At 54.0% G+C, this 24,441-nt stretch carries 22 protein-coding genes; 15 read left to right on the top strand and 7 right to left on the bottom strand.

All coding sequences use genetic code 11. The features are described 5' to 3' along the window. Positions 1-62: 62 nt before the first annotated feature. Genes V4835_RS19450 through mtnN form a run of 3 tightly spaced genes read right to left on the bottom strand, consistent with a single transcriptional unit; the run spans position 63 to position 2,205 of the window. Entirely contained in the window at positions 63-686 is a 624-nt protein-coding gene (locus tag V4835_RS19450; protein ID WP_023334566.1) for a TRIC cation channel family protein, read from the bottom strand. A gap of 27 nt (positions 687-713) precedes the next feature. Continuing rightward, positions 714-1,514, bottom strand: a complete 801-nt coding sequence (gene btuF, locus V4835_RS19445; protein ID WP_331413317.1) for a vitamin B12 ABC transporter substrate-binding protein BtuF — start codon at positions 1,512-1,514, stop codon at positions 714-716. Further along, positions 1,507-2,205, bottom strand: coding sequence for a 5'-methylthioadenosine/S-adenosylhomocysteine nucleosidase (gene mtnN, locus V4835_RS19440; protein WP_014882620.1), 699 nt, complete (start codon positions 2,203-2,205; stop codon positions 1,507-1,509). Before mtnN ends, btuF begins: the two co-directional genes overlap by 8 nt. Before the next feature lie 82 nt (positions 2,206-2,287). Here mtnN and dgt point away from each other — a divergent pair, with 82 nt between their 5' ends. From dgt to cdaR, 3 genes are all read left to right on the top strand, one after another. Continuing rightward, entirely contained in the window at positions 2,288-3,802 is a 1,515-nt protein-coding gene (gene dgt / locus V4835_RS19435; RefSeq protein WP_331413316.1) for a dGTPase, read from the top strand. A gap of 131 nt (positions 3,803-3,933) precedes the next feature. Continuing rightward, positions 3,934-5,370, top strand: coding sequence for a serine endoprotease DegP (gene degP / locus V4835_RS19430; protein ID WP_331413314.1), 1,437 nt, complete (start codon positions 3,934-3,936; stop codon positions 5,368-5,370). Between the two features lie 146 nt (positions 5,371-5,516). Next, the gene (cdaR, locus tag V4835_RS19425) at positions 5,517-6,674 is read left to right on the top strand and encodes a DNA-binding transcriptional regulator CdaR (protein ID WP_331413313.1); all 1,158 of its coding nucleotides are present in this window, start codon (positions 5,517-5,519) and stop codon (positions 6,672-6,674) included. Positions 6,675-6,809: 135 nt separating this feature from the next. Here cdaR and V4835_RS19420 read toward each other — a convergent pair whose 3' ends face one another. The 4 genes from V4835_RS19420 to map form a co-directional block, all read right to left on the bottom strand. Continuing rightward, complete coding sequence (locus tag V4835_RS19420; RefSeq protein ID WP_014168696.1) at positions 6,810-7,196, bottom strand: DUF3461 family protein; 387 nt, start codon at positions 7,194-7,196, stop codon at positions 6,810-6,812. Between the two features lie 111 nt (positions 7,197-7,307). Next, the gene (dapD, locus tag V4835_RS19415) at positions 7,308-8,132 is read right to left on the bottom strand and encodes a 2,3,4,5-tetrahydropyridine-2,6-dicarboxylate N-succinyltransferase (protein ID WP_008501915.1); all 825 of its coding nucleotides are present in this window, start codon (positions 8,130-8,132) and stop codon (positions 7,308-7,310) included. Between the two features lie 32 nt (positions 8,133-8,164). Further along, a complete protein-coding gene (glnD, locus tag V4835_RS19410; protein WP_063145186.1) occupies positions 8,165-10,840 on the bottom strand; it encodes a bifunctional uridylyltransferase/uridylyl-removing protein GlnD in 2,676 nt (891 codons plus the stop codon). Between the two features lie 63 nt (positions 10,841-10,903). Then, positions 10,904-11,698, bottom strand: a complete 795-nt coding sequence (gene map, locus V4835_RS19405) for a type I methionyl aminopeptidase (RefSeq protein WP_023310454.1) — start codon at positions 11,696-11,698, stop codon at positions 10,904-10,906. A gap of 321 nt (positions 11,699-12,019) precedes the next feature. On the opposite strand from map, the gene rpsB reads away from it, so the two are divergent. The 12 genes from rpsB to fabZ all read left to right on the top strand — a co-directional run bounded on the left by rpsB (position 12,020) and on the right by fabZ (position 24,440). Beyond that, positions 12,020-12,745, top strand: coding sequence for a 30S ribosomal protein S2 (gene rpsB / locus V4835_RS19400; RefSeq protein WP_003856207.1), 726 nt, complete (start codon positions 12,020-12,022; stop codon positions 12,743-12,745). A gap of 117 nt (positions 12,746-12,862) precedes the next feature. Beyond that, positions 12,863-13,714 carry a translation elongation factor Ts gene (gene tsf / locus V4835_RS19395; protein ID WP_014882627.1) on the top strand — a complete coding sequence of 284 codons (852 nt, stop codon included), beginning with the start codon at positions 12,863-12,865 and terminating at the stop codon, positions 13,712-13,714. Positions 13,715-13,864: 150 nt separating this feature from the next. Beyond that, a complete protein-coding gene (gene pyrH / locus V4835_RS19390; protein ID WP_047346409.1) occupies positions 13,865-14,590 on the top strand; it encodes a UMP kinase in 726 nt (241 codons plus the stop codon). 167 nt (positions 14,591-14,757) lie between these two features. Further along, positions 14,758-15,315 carry a ribosome recycling factor gene (gene frr, locus V4835_RS19385; RefSeq protein WP_023334573.1) on the top strand — a complete coding sequence of 186 codons (558 nt, stop codon included), beginning with the start codon at positions 14,758-14,760 and terminating at the stop codon, positions 15,313-15,315. 95 nt (positions 15,316-15,410) lie between these two features. Further along, the gene (gene ispC / locus V4835_RS19380) at positions 15,411-16,610 is read left to right on the top strand and encodes a 1-deoxy-D-xylulose-5-phosphate reductoisomerase (RefSeq protein WP_331413310.1); all 1,200 of its coding nucleotides are present in this window, start codon (positions 15,411-15,413) and stop codon (positions 16,608-16,610) included. Between the two features lie 186 nt (positions 16,611-16,796). Continuing rightward, complete coding sequence (ispU, locus tag V4835_RS19375) at positions 16,797-17,555, top strand: (2E,6E)-farnesyl-diphosphate-specific ditrans,polycis-undecaprenyl-diphosphate synthase (protein ID WP_024907522.1); 759 nt, start codon at positions 16,797-16,799, stop codon at positions 17,553-17,555. A gap of 12 nt (positions 17,556-17,567) precedes the next feature. Then, positions 17,568-18,425, top strand: a complete 858-nt coding sequence (gene cdsA, locus V4835_RS19370) for a phosphatidate cytidylyltransferase (protein WP_023310457.1) — start codon at positions 17,568-17,570, stop codon at positions 18,423-18,425. A gap of 11 nt (positions 18,426-18,436) precedes the next feature. Next, the gene (gene rseP, locus V4835_RS19365; protein ID WP_331413308.1) at positions 18,437-19,789 is read left to right on the top strand and encodes a sigma E protease regulator RseP; all 1,353 of its coding nucleotides are present in this window, start codon (positions 18,437-18,439) and stop codon (positions 19,787-19,789) included. A 29-nt stretch (positions 19,790-19,818) separates the two neighbouring features. Then, positions 19,819-22,236, top strand: a complete 2,418-nt coding sequence (bamA, locus tag V4835_RS19360; RefSeq protein WP_331413307.1) for an outer membrane protein assembly factor BamA — start codon at positions 19,819-19,821, stop codon at positions 22,234-22,236. Between the two features lie 122 nt (positions 22,237-22,358). Next, positions 22,359-22,853: a molecular chaperone Skp gene (gene skp, locus V4835_RS19355; RefSeq protein ID WP_331413306.1), complete on the top strand. Its 495-nt coding sequence runs from the start codon at positions 22,359-22,361 to the stop codon at positions 22,851-22,853. Positions 22,854-22,856: 3 nt separating this feature from the next. Further along, positions 22,857-23,882 (top strand): UDP-3-O-(3-hydroxymyristoyl)glucosamine N-acyltransferase, encoded by a 1,026-nt coding sequence (lpxD, locus tag V4835_RS19350; protein WP_063145191.1) that lies wholly within the window; start codon positions 22,857-22,859, stop codon positions 23,880-23,882. A 102-nt stretch (positions 23,883-23,984) separates the two neighbouring features. Then, positions 23,985-24,440: a 3-hydroxyacyl-ACP dehydratase FabZ gene (gene fabZ, locus V4835_RS19345; protein WP_010426706.1), complete on the top strand. Its 456-nt coding sequence runs from the start codon at positions 23,985-23,987 to the stop codon at positions 24,438-24,440. The last annotated feature ends 1 nt before the right edge of the window (position 24,441 follow it).

Below are 24,441 nucleotides of genomic sequence, written 5' to 3'. Positions count from 1 at the left end.
GGCTGATGCCCTCACCCCGGCAAAACGCTAAAAACGGTAACCTGGTGGTTACCGTTTTGCATTTACCTGCCATTCTCATCCAGCGCAAACGTCGGCAGCTTCAGGTGCCAGCGTATCGCCGCTAAACGTATCACCAGCGTCACGACCATCCCCAGCATCGCGGCATTTTCCAGCGGGAGGGCAAAGGTGTAGTACGCGGTCGCGTGAACGATCCCGCCCACAATGCAGGCCGTTGCGTAAATTTCAGTACGCAGGATCATCGGCACTTCACGCGCCAGAATGTCGCGAATGATCCCGCCGCCCACGCCGGTCAATACGCCCATGCAGATTGCCACCATCGGACCGGTGCCCGCATTAAACGCCTTATTGACGCCAATACCGACAAACACGGCCAGACCCACGGCATCCAGCACCGGCAATATCCATTTTGGTAATCTGCGCGGCTGGCGAACCAGCACAATGGTTAACAGGCAGGTGACCATCGCGACCACCAGATCGGTCGGATCTTTCACCCAAAACACCGGGCCATTCGCCAGCGCCATATCGCGGATAGTCCCGCCACCAACGGCGGTCACCACGCCCAGCACCAGCACGCCAAACGGATCCATGCGTAGTTTTCCGGCGAGTAAAACGCCGGAGATAGCAAAAACGGCTGTGCCAAGAATATCCAGCCAATAAACGAGCATCGTTAAATCCTCGAAAAGGGTCTTATGTTAGTGACTCTCTGCCAGCGCGGCACAGAGCTGTTTTGCGGCGAGGATAATACGCGGGCTGGCGCGTTCAAACCAGTCGCTGTTGAGCGGGATCACCGGAATTTTTAGCTGCCTTTGCCAGAATTGTTCGATTTTAGGAATTTCGCTCGCATTTCCGACCACGACAATGGCCTGCGGCTGGCGCGCCAGGACCTGTTCACGGCTGACCTGAGGCCACGGCACCCGGCTGGCAGCAAAGATATTTTCACCGCCGCAGACTTCAAGCACCTGGTTCTGAATCGACCCTTTTCCGGTGGTGAACAGCGGCTGGCTGCCAAACTGCAGGAAGATGCGCTTTTTAACAGGGGTATCGTATCGGGATTTTAGCGCGGCATAGTCGCTCAGCATCTGTTTCGCCGCAGCCTCGGCTTTTTTGGGCGTAGGGCTATAGGGTGCAAGGGCGCGTAGCTCCTGAGCGACCTGCTCAATGCTGACGGCATCAATCCACATCACTTTTATGCCAAGCGAGGTGAGCTGGTTGACCTGCCGCTCGGCGTTGCCGCCACGCCAGGCCAGCACGAGATCCGGTTTAAGCGCCACGATGCGCTCAAGGTTCATCCCCTGCCAGGTTGCCACTTGTTCAATATCCGCGGCTTGCGGTGGGTAATCCGAATAGCTACTCACGCCAACTGGCGTGATCCCGGCGGCAAACGCCAGTTCCGTATTCGCGGGAGAGAGCGTAATCACACGCGGTACAGCATAGAGCCACAGCGGTGTGAGAAGAAGCAGGGCGGCCAGCGCCCTGACGGTATGTTTAGCCACGTGCCAGATTCTGCACCAGGCGTTCCACCATCACGGTGGACTGTTTTGCCGCAACGGTCAGGAACTCGTCGAAGCTGATGTGGGACTGCTGGTCAGCCACGTCGGAGATGGCGCGAACCACCACGAACGGTACGCTGAAGTTATGGCAAACATGAGCGATCGCGGTCGCTTCCATCTCAACGGCAACCGCCTGAGGGAAGTTATGACGGATTTTCGCCAGCCCAACGGAGCCGTTGATGAAGGCATCGCCGCTGACAATCAGACCGCGTACCGCGTTGAGGTTGAGTTCTGCGATGCAGGTCTCTGCCGCCGCAATCAGCTTGTCGTCAGCTTTAAAACCAGCAGGGCAGCCCGGGAGCTGACCGTACTCGTAACCGAATGCGGTGACGTCGGCATCGTGGTAACGCGCTTCGTCGGAGACAACGATATCCCCCACTTTCAGCGTCGGCGCCAGGCCGCCCGCAGAGCCGGTATTCACGATCACGTCCGGCTTGCAGCGCTCAAGCAGCAGGGTTGCACCCAGCGCAGCAGCCACTTTACCGATGCCTGATTTCAGCAGAGCCACGTCAACGCCGTTCAGCTGGCCGGTGTAGATCTCACAACCACCAAGAGAGAGCGTCTGACGGTTCTCAATTTTGTCACGCAGCAGCGTAACTTCTTCTTCCATTGCACCAATAATGCCGATTTTCATAGATTTACTCGCGATGTGCCTTGTTAAGATGCATAGTCTATCATGCGGTTAAGGGGAAACGCATTCTCACGCGGGGGAGCACATGTCACCAATCGATTTTCGCACCAAAATTAACTGGCACCGACGTTTCCGTTCGCCGCAGGGCGACAAGAGCGAACATGAGATCCTGCGTATCTTCGAGAGCGATCGCGGGAGGATTATTAACTCGCCCGCTATCCGGCGTTTACAGCAAAAGACCCAGGTGTTCCCGCTGGAGCGTAACGCCGCGGTGCGCACCCGCTTAACCCACTCCATGGAAGTGCAGCAGGTCGGACGCTACATTGCCAAAGAGATTTTGAGCCGTCTCAAAGAGCAGCGTTTACTGGAAACCTATGGTCTGGACGAACTGACGGGGCCCTTCGAGAGCATCGTTGAGATGGCCTGCCTGATGCATGACATCGGCAACCCGCCTTTTGGGCATTTCGGCGAGGCGGCGATCAACGACTGGTTTAAGCAGCGGCTTTATCCTTCGGATGCGGTAAGCCAGCCCCTCAGCGATGACCGCTGCATCGTACGCGATTTACGCCTGCGTGAAGGTGAAGAGGGGCTGAACGATCTGCGTCGCAAAGTGCGCCAGGATTTGTGTCACTTCGAGGGCAACGCGCAGGGGATCCGGCTGGTCCATTCCCTGATGCGCATGAACCTCACCTGGGCACAGGTCGGCTGCATTCTGAAATATACCCGCCCCGCGTGGTGGATGGGGGATACGCCCGCGTCCCACAGTTATTTAATGAAAAAACCGGGCTATTACCTTTCCGAAGAGGCCTATATTGAACGGCTACGTAAAGAACTTTCATTGACGCCAAATGGCCGCTTTCCATTGACCTGGATTATGGAAGCCGCCGATGATATTTCCTATTGCGTGGCCGATCTGGAAGATGCCGTTGAGAAAAGAATCTTCAGCGTCGAGGAGCTTTATCAGCATCTTTATGCGGCCTGGGGTACCCATGAAAAAGGCTCGCTCTTTTCGCAGGTTGTCGAAAATGCCTGGGAAAAATCGCGCTCAAATACATTAAGCCGCAGTACGGAAGACCAGTTCTTTATGTATTTGCGGGTCAATACATTAAATAAACTGGTGCCGTATGCGGCGTCGCGCTTTATTGATAATTTACCGCTCATCTTCAGCGGAGAATTCAACCATGCGCTGCTGGAAGATGACAGCAGTTTCAGCCAGCTTCTTGAGCTTTATAAACATGTGGCGATGCGGCATGTATTTAGCCATCCGGATGTCGAGCAGCTGGAACTGCAGGGCTATCGGGTAATCAGTGGGTTACTGGAAATTTATTCCCCGTTGCTCCAGCTGTCGGTCGACGAGTTCAGCGAGCTGGTGGAACACGAGCGCGTGCGCAGAATACCTATCGAATCGCGGCTTTATCAGAAACTCTCTACCCGGCATCGTCTGGCGTATGTCGAAGCGATTGGCAAGCTAGATCGCCATTCTTCCCAATGGCCGGTGATGGAATATTATTATCGCTGCCGTCTTATCCAGGACTATATCAGCGGCATGACGGATTTGTATGCCTGGGATGAATACCGCAAGCTGATGGCGGTGGAATAATTCCGGAGTTTTGTAAAGACGGCCAATAAATTTTTACCTTTTCCATAAACTTATCGCCGGAACTAAGCGGTATAAAACGAATCTGAGTTACACAGCAATTTTGCGTTACCTGTAAATCGAGATTGAGAAACATGAAAAAAACCACATTAGCAATGAGTGCACTGGCTCTGAGTTTAGGTTTAGCGCTGTCTCCTCTGACTGCTACTGCAGCCGAGACCGCGTCATCGGCAGCAACCGCGCAGCAGATGCCAAGCCTGGCACCGATGCTCGAAAAAGTGATGCCATCGGTGGTGAGTATTAACGTTGAGGGCAGCACGACCGTCAATACGCCGCGCATGCCGCGTAACTTCCAGCAGTTCTTCGGTGATAACTCGCCGTTCTGCCAGGACGGTTCGCCATTCCAGAGTTCACCGTTCTGTCAGGGCGGCGGTGCCGGGGATGACAGCCAGGGCGGCGGCCAGCAGCAGAAATTCATGGCGCTTGGCTCGGGTGTGATTATTGATGCGGCGAAAGGCTATGTCGTCACCAACAACCACGTGGTTGATAACGCTAACAGCATTAAGGTTCAGCTGAGCGATGGCCGTAAGTTCGACGCCAAAGTGGTGGGTAAAGACCCGCGCTCCGACATCGCGCTGATCCAGATCCAGGATCCGAAAAAACTGACGGCGATTAAAATTGCCGACTCCGACGCGCTGCGCGTGGGCGACTACACCGTGGCGATCGGTAACCCGTTCGGTCTGGGTGAAACCGTGACCTCGGGTATCGTCTCTGCGCTGGGTCGTAGCGGCCTGAACGCGGAAAACTACGAAAACTTCATCCAGACGGATGCGGCGATCAACCGCGGTAACTCCGGCGGTGCGCTGGTGAACCTGAACGGTGAGCTGATCGGTATTAACACAGCGATCCTGGCACCGGACGGCGGCAACATTGGGATCGGCTTTGCTATCCCAAGTAACATGGTGAAAAACCTGACCGCACAGATGGTGCAGTATGGCCAGGTGAAACGCGGCGAGCTGGGTATCCTCGGGACCGAGCTGAACTCCGAGCTGGCTAAGGCGATGAAAGTTGACGCCCAGCGCGGGGCGTTCGTCAGCCAGGTGATGCCGAATTCCTCTGCCGCAAAAGCGGGCATTAAAGCGGGGGATGTGATCACCTCTCTGAACGGTAAGCCGATCAGCAGCTTTGCCGCTCTGCGTGCCGAAGTGGGCTCAATGCCAATTGGTAGCAAAGTGACCCTCGGCCTGCTGCGCGACGGTAAGCCGGTTAACGTGAGCCTGGAGCTGCAGCAGAGCAGTCAGAATCAGGTGGATTCCAGCACCATCTTCAGCGGTATTGAAGGTGCCGAGATGAGCAATAAAGGCGCAGACAAAGGCGTGGTGGTGAACAACGTGAAGGCGAATTCACCGGCAGCCCGTATCGGTCTGAAAAAAGGTGATGTGATCATGGGCGCTAACCAGCAGCCAGTGAAAAACATCGCTGAACTGCGCAAGATCCTCGACAGCAAGCCTTCCGTGCTGGCGCTGAATATCCAGCGTGGTGATACCTCTCTTTATCTGCTGATGCAGTAATCCTCTAAAGCCCCTGTTCGCAGGGGCTTTCTCTTTTCTGTGATTCTTGCCACAACTCCATACTTCTCCCTCTCTCTTTGTGCATTCGCACAATGCAGCCGTCGCTGAACTTCCCTATGCTTGAGCACTGCTCACGGGAGGGTTATATGGCTGGCTGGCATCTTGATACCAAAATGGCGCAGGACATCGTGGCGCGCACCATGCGCATCATTGATACCAATATCAACGTGATGGATGCCCGCGGACGCATTATTGGCAGCGGCGATCGCGAGCGTATTGGGGAATTGCACGAAGGTGCGCTGCTGGTGCTTTCCCAGGGGCGGGTCGTGGATATCGACGATGCGGTAGCGAAACATTTGCACGGCGTCCGTCAGGGCATCAATTTACCGCTGCGCCTTGAAGGCGAGATTGTGGGGGTAATCGGCCTGACCGGCGAGCCGGAGTCCTTGCGTAAATACGGTGAGCTGGTCTGTATGACGGCAGAGATGATGCTGGAGCAGTCGCGCCTGTTGCACCTGCTTGCCCAGGACAGCCGCCTGCGTGAAGAGCTGGTGATGAACCTTATTCAGGCGGAGGAGCATACGCCTGCGCTCAGCGAATGGGCGCAGCGTCTGGGGATCGATCTGAACCAGCCGCGCGTGGTGGCGGTCATTGAGGTCGACAGCGGCCAGCTTGGCGTAGACAGCGCGATGGCCGAACTGCAGCAGCTGCAAAACGCGCTGGCGACGCCGGAGCGCGATAACCTGGTGGCGATCGTTTCTCTGACGGAGATGGTGGTGCTCAAACCCGCGCTCAATGCGTTCGGCCGCTGGGATGCCGAAGATCATCGTCGTCGCGTGGAGCTGCTGATCTCCCGGATGAAGGAGAATGGTCAGCTGCGTTTTCGCGTTGCGCTGGGCAACTACTTTACCGGGCCGGGCAGTATCGCCCGCTCCTGGCGGACCGCGCGCACCACCATGATGGTGGGCAAGCAGCGGATGCCGGAGAGCCGCAGTTATTTCTATCAGGATCTGATGCTTCCGGTGCTGCTCGACAGCCTGCGCGGGGGCTGGCAGGCCAATGAGCTGGCGCGGCCATTAGCGCGTCTGAAAGCCATGGACAACAACGGCCTGCTGCGCCGGACGCTGCAGGCGTGGTTTCGCCATAACGTGCAGCCGCTGGCGACCTCGAAGGCGCTGTTTATTCACCGCAATACCCTGGAGTATCGGTTAAACCGGATTTCAGAGCTGACGGGGCTGGACCTGGGGAATTTTGACGACAGGCTGCTGCTGTATGTGGCGCTGCAGCTGGACGAGCAGAGATGATGCTGTTTGCCGGGTGGCGGCTTCGTCTTACCCGGCCTACATGCTGAGTGCGGTCTGGTGCCCTCACCGCATCCCTCTCCCACGGGGAGAGGGCGCAAACATTAAAAACGGCAATCAAGGATTGCCGTTTTGCTTTTATTTCCGCGTTAATTTCTCAAGATCTGCTTCAATCTCGCTGATCTTATTCGTTACTACGCTTTCAAGGTGACGCAGATCGTCAAGGATCTTACGCTTGAGATCGACTTCGGTGCGGTCGCGCTGGCAGATCTGATCGAGTTCATCGATCACATAGCGCAGGTTAGGGCTGATTTCCTGTACTTCTTTGTATCCCTGTCCTACACCGTCAGCGACAACGGTCTTACGCTGGCGTGGATATTTAAACTTCACGCTTTTGGCGAAAAACTCTCCTTTGTCCTTGTGAAAATAGATTTTCAAAATATCGTTATTGGCTTCCTGACGGAGGCTATAACGATCAATTTCATCAGGATTGGTAATGCCCAGACTTTTCAGATTATCGTACATAGCGGTACCCTTGATCTCAACATAACCTTTGAATAATTAACGAAAAAATCTATTTTCGCCACCCTCAGATATAAAAAAAGCGGGGTTGCCCCCGCTTTTTGTTATACCCGATTAATCGATGGTGCGCAGCAATTCGTTGATGCCCACTTTACCGCGCGTTTTCGCATCCACTTTCTTCACGATAACCGCACAGTACAGGCTGTATTTGCCATCTTTTGACGGCAGGTTGCCGGAAACCACCACGGAGCCCGCCGGAACGCGACCATAGTGAACTTCGCCGGTTTCACGGTCGTAAATACGGGTGCTCTGACCGATGTAAACGCCCATGGAGATCACGGAGCCTTCTTCAACGATCACGCCTTCAACCACTTCAGAGCGCGCGCCGATGAAGCAGTTGTCTTCGATGATGGTCGGGTTAGCCTGCAGTGGCTCCAGAACACCACCGATGCCCACGCCGCCGGACAGGTGAACGTTTTTACCGATCTGCGCGCATGAACCGACAGTCGCCCAGGTGTCAACCATGGTGCCTTCGTCAACGTAGGCACCGATGTTCACGTAGGATGGCATCAGCACGGTGTTGCGTGCGATGAATGCGCCCTGACGTACTGCCGCAGGCGGTACCACGCGGAAGCCTTCTTTCTGGAAACGCGCTTCATCGTAGTCAGCGAATTTCATAGGGACTTTATCGAAGTAGCGGCTTTCAGCTCCGTCGATAACCTGGTTATCGTTGATACGGAAAGAGAGCAGCACGGCTTTCTTCAGCCATTGATGAGTGACCCACTGACCGTCGATTTTTTCTGCCACGCGCAGCGCGCCGGAATCCAGAAGGGAAATCACCTGGTTTACCGCTTCACGGGTCACGGTATCCACATTTGCCGGGGTAATCTCGGCGCGACGCTCAAAAGCGGACTCAATAACGTTCTGTAACTGCTGCATTGTTTACTCTTTCCATTTCACTAAAAAACATATCACCCTTTATCGTTTGGATTGAGGGCTGCTGTCAACCGTTGTTGCACTTCAAGCTGCAGGTCATTATTAAGGGCACGCCGGTCCGCTGTCGCGATTATAAATAAATCTTCTACTCGCTCGCCAATCGTTGTAATTCGGGCCCCGTGGAGCGAAATTCCCAGATCGGCAAAAACCTGGCCGACGCGGGCGAGCAGTCCCGGCTGGTCGAGCGCGATCAGCTCCAGGAACGATTTACGATCGGTGTGGGTCGGCAGGAAATTGACCTCGGTATCGACGGTAAAGTGGCGCAATTTTGCCGGCTGGCGACGCGGCTGCGGGGGCTGCCAGCTGCGCTGGGTAATCGCCTGTTCCAGACCAAAACGTATCCCTTCATGCCTGTCCGACGAGAGCGGGCTGCCGTCCGGCTCGAGCACGATAAAGGTGTCCATCGCCATGCCGTCGCGGGTGGTGAAAATCTGCGCGTCGTGAACGCTCAGGTTACGCCTGTCCAGCTCGGCGCAGACCGCAGCAAACAGATAAGGTCGGTCCGGGCTCCAGATGAAAATCTCCGTCCCGCCGCGGGTGGCCTGCGGGCTCAGGAGGATCATCGGCTGGGACAGATCGTGTTTCAGCAGGTGCCGCGCGTGCCACGCAAGCTGGTTTGGGCTGTGGCGGACAAAATAGTTGGCACGGCAGCGGGCCCAAATCTGATGCAGCGCCTCTTCATCAATGTTGTCCATCCGCAGCAGCGCCAGCGCCTGGATCTGGTGATGACGCACGCGCTCGCGCATGTCCGGAGTGTTTTGCATCCCGCGACGCAGCTGTTTTTCGGTCGCGAAGTACAGCTCGCGCAGCAGGCTCTGCTTCCAGCTGTTCCACAGCGTTTCGTTGGTGGCGCAGATATCGGCCACCGTCAGGCAGACCAGATACCGCAGGCGGTTTTCCGTCTGAACCACTTCCGCGAACTGCTTGATCACTTCAGGATCCTGAATGTCACGACGCTGCGCGGTGACCGACATCAGCAGATGGTGGCGCACAAGCCAGGCCACCAGCTGCGTTTCACGCGAGTTCAGGCCGTGCAGCTCGGCAAACTTCAGCACGTCCTGCGCGCCCAGCACCGAATGGTCACCGCCGCGACCTTTGGCGATATCGTGGAACAGGGCGGCAATCAGGATCAGTTCCGGATGGGTCAGGCGCGGCCAGAGCTCCACGCACAGCGGATGGCGGGAGCGCGTCTCTTCTTTCGCAAAGCTTTCAAGCTTGAGCATCACGCGGATCGTGTGTTCATCCACCGTGTAGGCGTGGAACAGATCGAACTGCATTTGCCCGACAATGTGCGACCACTGCGGCATATAGGCCCACAGCACGCTGTGGCGGTGCATCGGCAGCAGCCCGCGGCTGACGGCGCCCGGGTGACGGAGCATGCTCAGGAACAGCGAGCGGGCTTCCGGGATATAGCACAGCGGCTGCGTCAGATGACGGCGCGCATGGCGCAGATGGCGCAGGGTGGTGGAGTAGATCCCGGTGATGGTGCTGTTGCGCACCATGGTATAGAACATCCGCAGAATCGCTTCCGGCTCGCGGATAAACAGCGTTTCGTCGCGCAGATCGATAAGCGTGCCGCGCAGCTGGAATTCGTCATCAATCGGGCGCGGTTTCTCGTCCGCCGTCAGGGCCAGAATGGCCTCGTCGAACAGCTGCAACAGCATCTGATTCAGCTCGGTCACCCGGCGGGTGACGCGGAAAAAATCTTTCATCATGTGCTCAACCGGCTCGTTGCCTTCGCCCTGATAATTCAGGCGCTGGGCCACGCTGAGCTGGCGGTCAAACAGCAGACGGTTATCGTAGCGGGTGACTTCCAGATGCAGGGCAAATCGGATGCGCCACAGCAGGTGCAGGCACTCGTTAAGCTCGTTACGCTCTGCCTCGGTTAAGAAGCCGAAGCCGACCATCTCGTCCATCGAGGTGGCGCCAAAATGACGGCGGGCGACCCACTGCAGGGTGTGGATGTCGCGAAGGCCGCCGGGGCTGCTTTTAATATCGGGCTCAAGATTATAGCTGGTGCCGTGGTAGCGCTGGTGGCGCTGGTTTTGCTCCTCGACCTTCGCGGCGAAGAACTTCTCTGACGGCCAGAAGCCGTCGCTGAAGATGTGTTTTTGCAGCTCCAGAAACAACGCGACGTCGCCAATCAGCAGGCGGGTTTCAATCAGGTTGGTGGCGACGGTCAGGTCCGATAACCCTTCCAGCAGACACTCTTCCAGGGTGCGCACGCTGTGGCCGACTTCCAGCTTCACGTCCCAGAGCAGCGTCAGCAGTTCGCCAATTTTTTGCGCCTGTTCGTCCGGGAGCTTTTTGCGGCTTAAGATCAGAAGATCGATATCGGAAAGCGGATGAAGCTCACCGCGGCCATAGCCCCCGACGGCAACCAGCGCAACATCACTGATTTGCCCAAACCCGTAATCGATCCACAGGCGCTGCAGCAGCTGGTCGATAAATTCGGTGCGCGCTTCAATGAGCTGCTCGGCCGACACGCCTGCGTCGAACGCGCTGCCCAGCCAGCGATGGAAAACATCCATATGGGCTTTAATATGCGCGCAGGTCAGCTCGTGCGACGGCCAGACGCCCGGGTTATCGGGCTGGTCGGGAAGGGTGGGAAGTGCTGTGTTAGCATACTGTTCGGGTAAAAGATTACTCATCGTGCGCCACCCATAAGAAAAAGCTATAGCCATTAAAAAAGCCGGCATTTGCCGGCTTTTTTATCATTCATCGTGCGTCAGTATCGCCGGGATGGTGTCATCCTTGCGCAACGTCATAATTTCGCAGCCGTTGTCTGTTACCACAATAGTATGCTCGTACTGCGCAGACAAGCTTCTGTCTTTGGTTTTCACCGTCCAGCCGTCTTTCATGGTACGGATGCGGTAGTCACCCGCGTTGACCATCGGCTCAATGGTAAAGGTCATGCCTTTTTGCAGCACCACGCCGCCGTCATCTGCATCATAGTGCAGGACCTGCGGTTCTTCATGGAAGACGCGACCAATGCCGTGACCGCAGTACTCGCGCACCACGGAGAAACCTTCTGCTTCCACAAACTTCTGGATTGCCGCACCGATGGTACGCAGGCGAATACCCGGCTTAACCATTTTCAGCGCCAGGTAGAGGCTCTCTTGCGTTACTTTGCACAGACGCTCGCCGAGAATAGTCGGCTTGCCAACGATGAACATTTTTGAGGTGTCACCGTGGTACTCATCTTTAATGACGGTCACGTCGATGTTGACGATGTCGCCATCTTTCAGCAGTTTTTCATCATCAGGGATGCCGTGGCAAACCACTTCATTAATAGAGATGCACACGGATTTCGGGAAACCGTGGTAGCCGAGGCAGGCGGAAACCGCGTGCTGCTCGTTCACGATATAGTCGTTACAGATACGGTCCAGTTCACCGGTGCTGACGCCCGGCTTCACGAACGGCTCGATCATTTCCAGCACTTCCGCGGCCAGACGACCGGCGACGCGCATCTTTTCAATTTCTTCAGGTGTCTTAATAGAGATAGCCATGTAATCTGTCCATCGGTGTCGATTTTTTCGACAATACTAGTCTAAGTGTCGTCAATGGTATCAGTCAGGCACACCCCGTGCCAAATTGAGAATCATTAACAGCACACTCCGCCAACAACTGTTGGTTTCTGGTCGTGTTTTGTGGTATAAAGCGCGCCGGACTTCCGATCCATTTCAGATACACAGGCTGGACGGAAGCGACAAATCTCACTTTGTGTAACAACACACACGTATCGGCACATATTCCGGGGTGCCCTTCGGGGTCGGTAATATGGGATACGTGGAGGCATAACCCCAACTTTCAATATAGAGGTTTTAAACATGGCAACTGTTTCCATGCGCGACATGCTCAAGGCTGGTGTTCACTTTGGTCACCAGACCCGTTACTGGAACCCGAAAATGAAGCCTTTCATCTTCGGCGCGCGTAACAAAGTTCACATCATCAACCTTGAGAAAACTGTACCAATGTTCAACGAAGCCCTGGCTGAGCTGAACAAGATCTCTTCCCGTAAAGGTAAGATTCTGTTCGTTGGTACTAAGCGCGCTGCAAGCGAAGCTGTGAAAGATGCTGCTAACAGCTGCGACCAGTTCTTCGTGAACCATCGCTGGTTGGGCGGCATGCTGACCAACTGGAAAACTGTTCGTCAGTCCATCAAGCGCCTGAAAGATCTGGAAACCCAGTCTCAGGACGGTACTTTCGACAAGCTGACTAAGAAAGAAGCGCTGATGCGCACTCGTGAACTGGACAAGCTGGAAAACAGCCTGGGCGGTATCAAAGATATGGGCGGCCTGCCAGACGCGCTGTTCGTAATCGATGCAGACCACGAGCACATCGCAATCAAAGAAGCTAACAACCTGGGTATCCCGGTATTCGCTATCGTTGATACCAACTCCGATCCGGACGGTGTTGACTTCGTTATCCCGGGTAACGACGACGCAATCCGTGCTGTTAGCCTGTACCTGAGCGCTGTAGCTGCTACCGTTCGTGAAGGCCGTTCCCAGGATCTGGCTTCTCAGGCGGAAGAAAGCTTCGTAGAAGCTGAATAATAAGGTTTTACCCCTTATTAGTACCGTGTATGAATAGGGGCCCATTACCGGCCCCTTTTTTCAATTTACACTGTTTGGCCCCCGGCCGGGCAGTTCACATCTCCCGAGGATTTAAGAATGGCTGAAATTACCGCATCCCTGGTAAAAGAGCTGCGCGAGCGTACTGGCGCAGGCATGATGGATTGCAAAAAAGCGCTGACTGAAGCGAACGGCGACATCGAGCTGGCAATCGAAAACATGCGTAAATCCGGTGCGATCAAAGCAGCTAAAAAAGCAGGCAACGTTGCTGCTGACGGCGTGATCATCACTAAGATCGACGGCAACTACGGCATCATTCTGGAAGTTAACTGCCAGACTGACTTCGTTGCTAAAGATGGCGGTTTCCAGGCATTTGCTAACAAAGTTCTGGACGCAGCTGTTGCTGGTAAAATCACTGACGTTGAAGTTCTGAAAGCACAGTTCGAAGAAGAACGTGTTGCGCTGGTTGCTAAAATCGGTGAGAACATCAACATCCGTCGCGTATCTTCTCTGGAAGGCGACGTTCTGGGCTCTTACCAGCACGGTGCACGTATCGGTGTTCTGGTTGCGGCTAAAGGCGCTGACGAAGAGCTGGTTAAACAGCTGGCTATGCACATCGCTGCAAGCAAACCAGAATTCGTTAAGCCAGAAGACGTGTCTGCTGAAGTGGTAGAGAAAGAGTACCAGGTTCAGCTGGACATCGCGATGCAGTCTGGTAAGCCAAAAGAAATCGCAGAGAAAATGGTTGAAGGCCGCATGAAGAAATTCACCGGCGAAGTTTCTCTGACTGGCCAGCCATTCGTAATGGACCCAAGCAAGTCTGTTGCTCAGCTGCTGAAAGAGCACAACGCTGACGTAACTGGCTTCATCCGCTTCGAAGTGGGCGAAGGCATCGAGAAAGTTGAGACTGACTTCGCAGCAGAAGTTGCTGCAATGTCCAAGCAGTCTTAATGATTGAAAAGGAGCCGCCTGAGGGCGGCTTCTTTTTGTCACCCGTCACAGGAAATCAGACAGGCTCCAGTATCGCTGTGCTGATTTGCGGCATATCATGTCGCCAGAATTAACCCCCATCTTAATCGTTGACAGTCTCAGGAAAGAAACATGGCTACCAATGCAAAACCCGTGTACAAACGCATTCTGCTTAAGCTGAGTGGCGAAGCGCTGCAGGGATCGGAAGGCTTCGGTATTGACGCAAGCATCCTTGATCGCATGGCACAGGAAATCAAAGAACTGGTCGAACTGGGTATCCAGGTTGGCGTGGTCATTGGCGGTGGCAACCTTTTCCGTGGTGCTGGTCTGGCGAAAGCGGGGATGAACCGCGTTGTGGGTGACCACATGGGTATGCTGGCAACCGTTATGAATGGCCTGGCAATGCGTGACGCGCTGCATCGCGCTTATGTTAACGCCCGTCTGATGTCCGCGATTCCACTGAATGGCGTATGCGATAACTACAGCTGGGCAGAAGCCATCAGCCTGCTGCGTAACAACCGCGTGGTGATCCTCTCCGCCGGTACGGGTAACCCGTTCTTTACGACCGATTCCGCTGCCTGCCTGCGCGGTATCGAGATCGAAGCCGACGTGGTACTGAAAGCGACCAAAGTAGACGGCGTGTTTACTGCCGACCCGGCAAAAGATCCTTCTGCCACCATGTACGATCAGCTGTCCTATAATGAAGTGCTGGATAAAGAGCTGAAAGTGATGGATCTTGCCGCCTTCACGCTGGCTCGCGACCACAAACTGCCGATCCGTGTCTTCAATATGAACAAACCTGGCGCACTGCGTCGCGTGGTCATGGGTGAAAAAGAAGGCACTTTGATCACGGAATAATTTCCGTTGACGATAAATAGAGGTAAGATTCCGCTTTATTTTGTAGTGGTATCTTACCCGGACGCGCCTTTGGCGCTGTCATGAATTAAACGCGACTATAATTAGCACACCTGTAGCGCTGTGCTGGCGGATAGTCTGCCTGAGACAAGTTTTCAAGGATCCGTAACGTGATTAACGACATCAGAAAAGATGCTGAAGTACGCATGGAAAAATGCGTAGAAGCGTTCAAAACACAAATCAGCAAAATCCGTACTGGCCGTGCTTCCCCAAGCCTGCTGGATGGCATCATCGTAGAATACTACGGTACGCCAACCCCTCTGCGTCAGCTGGCGAGCGTAACGGTAGAAGATACCCGTACGCTGAAAATCAACGTGTTCGATCGTTCTATGAGCCCGGCCGTTGAGAAAGCGATCATGGCCTCTGACCTCGGTCTGAACCCAAGCTCTGCGGGCGCTGACATCCGCGTTCCACTGCCTCCACTGACGGAAGAGCGTCGTAAAGATCTGATCAAAGTGGTTCGTGGCGAAGCTGAGCAGGGTCGTGTATCCGTGCGTAACGTCCGTCGCGACGCGAACGATAAAGTAAAAGCGCTGCTGAAAGAAAAAGAGATCAGTGAAGATGACGATCGTCGTTCTCAGGACGACATTCAGAAAATGACTGACGCTGCCATCAAGAAAATTGATGCGGCGCTGGCAGATAAAGAAGCGGAACTGATGCAGTTCTGATTTCTGTCGTACACTGATAAACGCCGTTCAGGGGAACTTCGGGTCTTGCTGGCGGCGTTTTGCTTTTATCTGGTCTAACTTTTTTCGGGCATCTCATGAAGCATTTAACACTCCTCGGCTCAACCGGCTCTATCGGTTGCAGCACTCTCGACGTTGTTCGCCATAATCCTGAACTTTACACCGTGACAGCGCTGGTGGCCGGTAAGAATGTGCAGCGAATGGTCGAGCAGTGCCTGGAGTTTGCGCCCCGCTATGCGGTAATGGATGACGAAGAGAGCGCGCGTCTGCTGAAAGCACAGCTGCTTGAACAGGGCAGCCGAACCCAGGTAATGAGTGGCCAACAGGCGGCCTGCGAGATGGCTGCGCTGGATGAGGTGGAGCAGGTGATGGCGGCTATCGTCGGGGCGGCAGGATTATTGCCCACGCTTGCCGCGATTGATGCCGGTAAGGATGTTCTGCTGGCCAATAAAGAGTCGCTGGTCACATGCGGACGCCTGTTTATGGATGCGGTGAAGCAGCGCGGCGCGCGTCTTTTGCCGGTCGACAGCGAGCACAACGCGATTTTTCAGAGTTTACCGCAACCTTTTCAACAGAACCTGGGGTACGCTGACCTGGAGCAGAATGGCGTAGTGTCTATTCTGCTTACCGGGTCTGGTGGCCCGTTCCGTGAAACGCCACTGTCTGAACTGCGCGCCATGACGCCGGATCAGGCGTGCCGTCATCCGAACTGGTCGATGGGGCGTAAAATCTCCGTTGATTCTGCCACCATGATGAACAAAGGTCTGGAATACATTGAAGCGCGCTGGCTGTTTAATGCGTCAGCGAAACAGATGGAAGTACTGATTCACCCGCAATCGGTGATTCACTCGATGGTGCGTTATCAGGATGGCAGCGTGCTGGCACAGCTGGGCGAACCGGATATGCGTACGCCGATTGCCCATTCAATGGCGTGGCCAAATCGAGTGAAATCCGGCGTGAAGCCGCTTGATTTCTGCAAGCTAAGTTCCCTGACGTTCAGTGAACCAGACTACGACCGCTATCCTTGTCTGAAGCTTGCGATGAATGCCTTTGACCAGGGGCAGGCGGCAACGACAGCACTTAATGCAGCCAATGAAATTACCGTTGAGGCATTTCTGAATCAGCAAATTCGTTTTACCGATATCGCGTCGTTAAATTTATCGGTACTGGAGATGATGGATTTGCGCGAACCACAAAGCGTGGAAGAGGTGCTGGCGGTGGATGCAGCTGCGCGTAATATTGCGCGCGAACAGGTGACACGTCTCGCAAGCTGGTGATAAAGCAAGCACTAGTCGTCGTGCTATTTGTTAGCGTTGGGCTTCAGTGATATAGTCTGCGCCACCTGATCGCAGGTATTTGACTTAATGTGGTCAGGTGAGCCGTGGTTTGACACGGCTTTTTTATGTATAGGCTTCAGTATTCCTGAGTACCGTTAAATCCTTTTCAGGGACAAAAAACGCGTTATGTTGTCTGCGAATCAACCAATAAGCGAAAATTTGCCAGCTCATGGCTGCCGTCATGTAGCAATCATTATGGATGGCAATGGCCGCTGGGCGAAAAGACAAGGGAAGATACGAGCCTTTGGGCATAAAGCGGGGGCGAAATCCGTTCGCCGCGCCGTTTCTTTTGCCGCCAACAACGGCATTGATGCGTTAACGCTCTATGCTTTTAGCAGTGAAAACTGGAATCGACCTCTGCAGGAAGTGACTGCGTTGATGGAATTGTTTGTGTGGGCGCTAGACAGCGAAGTAAAAAGCCTGCACCGCCACAACGTCCGCCTGCGTATCATTGGCGATACCAGTCGTTTTAACTCACGTTTGCAGGAACGGATTCGCAAAGCAGAAGCGCTGACGGAAAATAATACCGGTCTGACGCTGAATATTGCGGCGAATTACGGCGGACGCTGGGATATTATCCAGGGCGTTCGGCATCTGGCCGAACAGGTTCAGGAAGGGCTGTTGAGACCCGACCAAATTGATGAAGAGGCGCTGAGCAAGCAAATCTGCATGAATGAACAGGCACCTGTGGATTTGGTAATTAGGACAGGGGGGGAACATCGCATAAGTAACTTTTTGATATGGCAAATTGCCTATGCCGAACTTTACTTTACGGATGTTCTTTGGCCCGATTTTGATGAACAAGACTTTGAAGGTGCGCTGCATGCCTTTGCCAATCGAGAGCGTCGTTTCGGCGGCACCGAGCCTGGTGGCGACAAAGCCTGATGGGGGTAGCTTTTGCTGAAGTATCGCCTGATTTCCGCTTTTGTATTAATACCCATTGTCATTGCGGCGCTGTTTTTACTGCCCCCGGTGGGATTCGCTATTGTCACGCTGGTGGTGTGCATGCTCGCCGCGTGGGAGTGGGGACAGTTTAGCGGCTTTACCTCGCGCACTCAGCGAGTATGGCTTGCGGTACTTTGTGGCTTTATCCTGGCCATAATGCTGTTTACGTTGCCTGAATATCATCATGATATTCATCAACCCCTGGTTGCCGGTTCCTTGTGGATATCGTTGGCCTGGTGGGTTGCCGCGCTGTTGCTGGTTCTTTTTTATCCAGGTTCCGCGGCGTTATGGCGTAATTCAAAAGTGCTGCGACTGATTTTTGGTTTGCTCACAATTATTCCTTTTTTCTGGGGTATGGTTGCGCTGCGCGCCTGGCACTACGACGAAAACCACTACAGCGGTGCGATCTGGCTGCTTTATGTGATGATTCTGGTCTGGGGGGCTGACTCCGGGGCCTATATGTTTGGTAAACTGTTTGGCAAACATAAGCTGGCACCGAAGGTTTCCCCGGGCAAAACCTGGCAAGGATTCATCGGCGGCCTGTTTACGGCAGCGATCATCTCCTGGGGCTACGGCGTCTGGGCGAATCTTGAAGTGGCACCGTCAATACTGCTGGTGTGCTCGATTTTTGCTGCGCTTGCCTCCGTGCTCGGTGATTTAACCGAAAGTATGTTTAAGCGTGAAGCAGGGATTAAGGACAGCGGACACCTGATTCCAGGGCATGGCGGTATACTGGATCGCATTGATAGCCTGACAGCGGCTGTTCCAGTGTTTGCGTGTTTGCTTTTACTGGTATTCGGGACGATTTAACGGAAGGTTTTATGCTGAGCATTCTCTGGAATCTGGCGGCGTTCATTGTTGCACTGGGTGTACTGATTACCGTGCATGAATTTGGCCATTTCTGGGTTGCTCGCCGCTGTGGCGTGCGCGTAGAGCGGTTTTCCATCGGTTTTGGTAAGTCACTCTGGACGCGCACCGACCGTCACGGCACAGAATTTGTCATCGCCCTTATCCCGCTGGGCGGCTACGTCAAAATGCTCGACGAACGCGTCGAGCCTGTCGCTCCTGAGCTGCGACACAGCGCATTCAACAATAAAACCGTTGGACAACGCGCCGCCATCATTGCTGCCGGACCGGTAGCCAACTTCATCTTTGCGATTTTCGCTTACTGGCTGGTGTTTATCATCGGCGTCCCTGGCGTGCGTCCGGTGGTGGGAGAAATTGCCCCCAACTCCATCGCGGCGAGTGCGCAAATTACATCCGGGATGGAACTTAAAGCGATTGATGGCATCGAAACCCCTGATTGGGATGCCGTGCGACTGCAACTGGTAGCCAAAATCGGCGATCCGCAGACCACCATCAGCGTATCGCCGTTTGGTTCAGATACGCGTCAGGACAAAGTACTCGATTTACGTCACTGGCGTTTCGAGCCAGACAAAGAAGATCCCGTCGCTGCGCTGGGCATTCGTCCACGCGGTGCGCAGATCGAGCCGGTATTGGCCGAAGTACAGGCAAATTCGGCGGCGAGCAAAGCGGGTTTGCAAGCGGGCGACAGGATCGTTAAAGTCGATGGTCAACGATTAACAGAGTGGATGACCTTTGTTACTCTGGTGCGCGATAATCCGGGAACGTCTCTCGCGCTGGAAGTTGAAAGGCAAGGCAGTCCGCTTTCGCTGACGCTGATCCCGGATACGAAGTCGGTCGGCAAAAAGGCAGAAGGGTTCGCAGGCGTTGTGCCAAAAGTGATCCCGCTGCCAGATGAGTACAAGACAATACGCCAGTATGGGCCGTTCAGCGCCATCCTTGAAGCCACGGATAAAACATGGCAACTGATGAAGCTGACGGTCAACATGTTGGGGAAATTGATAACCGGTGATGTGAAACTGAACAACCTCAGTGGGCCAATTTCGATTGCTCAGGGGGCTGGGATGTCAGCGGAATTCGGGGTGATTTACTATTTCATGTTCCTCGCGCTCATTAGCGTGAACCTTGGGATAATCAACCTGTTCCCGCTTCCCGTTTTAGACGGGGGTCATCTGCTGTTTTTAGCGATTGAAAAGCTAAAAGGCGGACCGGTATCCGAGCGAGTTCAAGACTTTAGTTATCGCATTGGCTCGATTTTGCTGGTGCTGTTAATGGGGCTTGCACTTTTCAATGATTTCTCTCGGTTGTAAGAGAGTGTTAGGAAGAACGCATAATAACGATGGCGATGAAAAAGTTGCTCATAGCGTCGCTGCTGTTTAGCAGCGCCACCGTATACGGTGCTGACGGGTTCGTAGTGAAAGACATTCATTTCGAAGGCCTCCAGCGTGTCGCCGTTGGTGCGGCCCTCCTCAGTATGCCTGTACGCCCCGGCGATACGGTTAATGATGATGATATCAGTAACACCATCCGTGCTCTGTTTGCCACCGGCAACTTTGAGGATGTCCGCGTCCTGCGCGATGGTGATACGCTGCTGGTACAGGTAAAAGAACGTCCAACGATTGCCAGTATCACTTTCTCCGGTAACAAGTCGGTGAAAGATGACATGCTCAAGCAGAACCTTGAAGCATCCGGTGTTCGTGTGGGTGAATCCCTGGACCGCACAACCCTTTCAGACATTGAAAAAGGTCTGGAAGACTTCTACTACAGCGTCGGTAAATACAGCGCCAGCGTGAAAGCGGTTGTCACTCCGCTGCCGCGCAACCGTGTTGACCTGAAGCTGGTCTTCCAGGAAGGTGTTTCTGCGAAGATCCAGCAGATCAACATTGTCGGCAACCACGCGTTCAGCACCGACGAACTGATCTCCACCTTCCAGCTGCGCGACGAAGTGCCATGGTGGAACGTGGTAGGCGATCGCAAATACCAGAAACAGAAACTGGCGGGCGACCTTGAAACCCTGCGCAGCTACTATCTCGATCGTGGCTATGCGCGTTTCAACATCGACTCGACTCAGGTGAGCCTGACGCCGGACAAGAAAGGGATCTACATTACGGTCAACATCACTGAAGGCGAGCAGTACAAGCTTTCGGGTGTTGAGGTGAGTGGTAACCTGGCGGGGCATTCTGCTGAAATCGAATCGCTGACCAAAATTCAGCCAGGCGACCTGTATAGCGGTTCCAAGGTAACCAAAATGGAAGACAGCATTAAGAAGCTGCTCGGCCGCTATGGTTATGCCTATCCGCGCGTACAGACTCAGCCGGAAATCAACGATGCGGATAAAACCGTTAAGCTGCACGTGAATGTTGATGCGGGCAACCGTTTCTACGTGCGTAAGATCCGCTTCGTCGGTAACGACACCTCCAAAGATTCCGTTCTGCGCCGCGAAATGCGTCAGATGGAAGGCGCATGGTTGGGTAGTGATCTCGTTGATCAGGGTAAAGAGCGTCTGAACCGTCTGGGCTATTTTGAAACGGTGGATACCGATACCCAGCGCGTACCGGGCAGCCCGGATCAGGTTGATGTCGTTTATAAGGTGAAAGAGCGCAACACCGGTAGCTTCAACTTCGGTGTAGGCTACGGTACTGAAAGCGGCGTTAGCTTCCAGGTCGGCGTGCAGCAGGATAACTGGCTGGGTACGGGTTACTCTGTCGGTATTAACGGCACCAAAAACGACTACCAGACCTACTCTGAGTTCTCTGTGACTAACCCATACTTCACCGTAGACGGTGTGAGCCTGGGCGGTCGTATCTTCTATAACGACTTTAAAGCAGACGACGCGGACCTGTCCTCATACACCAACAAGAGTTACGGTGTAGACGGTACGCTTGGCTTCCCGGTTAACGAATACAACACCCTGCGCGCGGGCTTAGGTTACGTGCATAACGACCTGTCCAACATGCAACCGCAGGTGGCGATGTGGCGTTATCTGGACTCTATCGGCCAGTCAGCGAGTACAACTAGTGATAACAACGGTTTCGCTGCGGATGACTTCACCTTCAACTACGGCTGGACCTATAACCGTCTCGACCGTGGCTACTTCCCAACGGAAGGTTCTCGCGTCAACCTGAACGGTAAAGTGACCGTTCCGGGTTCCGATAACGAGTTCTATAAGCTCACGCTGGATACCACGTCCTACTTCCCGATCGATGACGATCATAAGTGGGTGGTTCTGGGTCGTACCCGTTGGGGCTATGGCGATGGCTTAGGCGGCAAAGAGATGCCGTTCTATGAAAACTTCTATGCCGGTGGTTCCAGCACCGTACGTGGCTTCCAGTCCAATAACATTGGTCCGAAAGCGGTTTACTACGGCGGGAACGACAAAGATAACTGTAATAAGTCTTCCTCATCCGAAGTCTGTAGCTCTGATGATGCAGTCGGTGGTAACGCTATGGCCGTTGCAAGCCTGGAGTTCATCACGCCAACGCCGTTTATCAGTGATAAATACGCTAACTCCGTGCGTACATCCTTCTTCTGGGATGCCGGTACGGTGTGGGATACCAACTGGGAAAACACTGCCCAGATGCGTGCAGCTGGCGTTCCAGACTACAGCGATCCGAGCAATATTCGCATGTCTGCCGGTATCGCATTACAATGGATGTCACCGCTGGGGCCGTTGGTCTTCTCCTACGCCCAGCCGTTTAAGAAATACGATGGAGACAAAGCGGAGCAATTCCAGTTTAACATTGGTAAAACCTGGTAATAATCCGCTGCAATGGAATGCGTTGGCAGTGTAGCGCTGACAACTGGCGATCGGTAACACGGTCGCCTTGCCACGCAAAGAACGGTACCTTCTGGTGCCAATGGGATGGTAAGGAGTTAATTGTGAAAAAGTGGTTATTAGCTGCAGGTCTCGGTTTAGCGATGGCAACTTCTGCTCAGGCAGCAGACAAAATTGCAATCGTCAACATGGGTAATTTGTTCCAGCAGGTTGCACAGAAAACAGGTGTTTCTGCGACTCTGGAAAACGAATTCAAAGGCCGTGCAAGCGAACTGCAGGGTATGGAAAACGATCTTCAGTCCAAAATGCAGCGTCTGCAGCGTGATGGTTCTACCATGAAAGCAAGCGACCGCAGCAAGCTGGAAAAAGACGTAATGGCTCAGCGCCAGGCGTTCTCCCAGAAAGCGCAGGCTTTCGAGCAGGATCGTCAGCGTCGTTCTAACGAAGAACGCGGCAAGCTGGTGACTCGCATTCAGTCCGCTGTTAAAGCAGTGGCTGCCGATCAGAGCATCGATCTGGTTGTTGATGCGAACGCTGTAGCTTTCAACGGCAGCGATGTTAAAGACATCACCGCTGACGTTCTGAAACAGGTTAAATAAGTAATGCCTTCAATTCGACTGGCTGATTTAGCTCAGCAGTTGGATGCAGAATTACACGGTGATGGCGATATCGTCATCACCGCTGTTGCGTCCATGCAATCTGCTAAAGCTGGCACGATTACCTTCATGGTAAGCCCTAAGTACCGTGAGCAACTGGCTCAATGCCAGGCGTCAGCTGTTGTACTGACGCAGGACGATCTTCCATTTGCCACTGTAAGCGCGCTGGTAGTGAAAAACCCCTACCTGACGTATGCACGCATGGCTCAAATTCTCGATACCACGCCGCAGCCGGCCCAGAATATTGCTGCCAGTGCAGCGATTGATGCGACGGCCAGGCTGGGTAGCAACGTCGCCGTTGGCGCGAATGCGGTTATCGAATCCGGCGTTGTGCTGGGCGATAACGTCGTCATTGGCCCAGGCTGCTTCGTTGGGAAAAATACGAAAATCGGCGCCGGGACCCGTTTATGGGCCAACGTGTCCGTTTATCATGACGTTGAAATTGGCGAAAATTGCCTCGTCCAGTCCAGCACCGTGATTGGTTCTGATGGCTTTGGTTACGCTAACGATCGCGGTAACTGGGTTAAGATCCCGCAGCTTGGTCGCGTTATTATTGGCGATCGCGTAGAGATCGGCGCCTGTACCACCATTGACCGTGGCGCGCTTGACGACACGATCATTGGCAATGGTGTTATCATCGATAACCAGTGCCAGATTGCGCATAACGTCGTGATTGGCGACAATACCGCGGTTGCGGGTGGCGTCATCATGGCAGGCAGCCTGAAAATTGGCCGTTATTGCATGATTGGCGGCGCGAGCGTGATTAATGGCCATATGGAAATATGCGACAAGGTGACTGTGACGGGTATGGGCATGGTAATGCGTCCTATCACTGAACCTGGCGTCTATTCCTCAGGCATTCCGCTTCAGCCCAACAAGGTGTGGCGTAAAACAGCAGCTCTGGTGATGAACATTGATGATATGAGCAAGCGCCTCAAGTCTCTTGAGCGCAAAATCGATCAACAAGATTAAGCGTCATCCGTTTAACGCTATTTTTCCCGGCCTGTCGGCTTTCTAATAAACCGGCAGGCCGTGTTATTATTGTTATCAGTATATTTTGACAGGAAGAGTATTTTGACTACTGACACTCATACTCTGCATATTGAAGAGATTTTAGAACTTCTGCCGCACCGTTACCCGTTTCTGCTGGTAGACCGTGTGCTGGATTTTGAAGAAGGTCGTTTTCTGCGCGCAGTGAAAAATGTTTCCGTGAACGAGCCGTTCTTCCAGGGCCACTTCCCTGGTAAGCCTATCTTCCCGGGTGTGTTGATTCTGGAAGCGATGGCTCAGGCTACCGGTATTCTGGCGTTTAAAAGCGTCGGCAAACTGGAGCCAGGTGAGCTGTATTACTTCGCGGGTATTGATGAAGCGCGCTTTAAGCGCCCTGTCGTGCCTGGTGATCAGATGATCATGGAAGTCACTTTTGAAAAAACGCGTCGTGGCCTGACTCGCTTCAAAGGCGTAGCGCTGGTTGACGGCAAAGTTGTTTGCGAAGCGACGATGATGTGTGCTCGTAGCCGGGAGTCCTGAT

It is taken from the genome of Enterobacter cloacae complex sp. CARB60, from assembly GCF_036487345.1.
Taxonomy (GTDB): domain Bacteria; phylum Pseudomonadota; class Gammaproteobacteria; order Enterobacterales; family Enterobacteriaceae; genus Enterobacter; species Enterobacter asburiae_D.
Note: the sequence above shows the minus strand (reverse complement) of the source record. Positions and strands in the feature narration are given on the sequence as shown.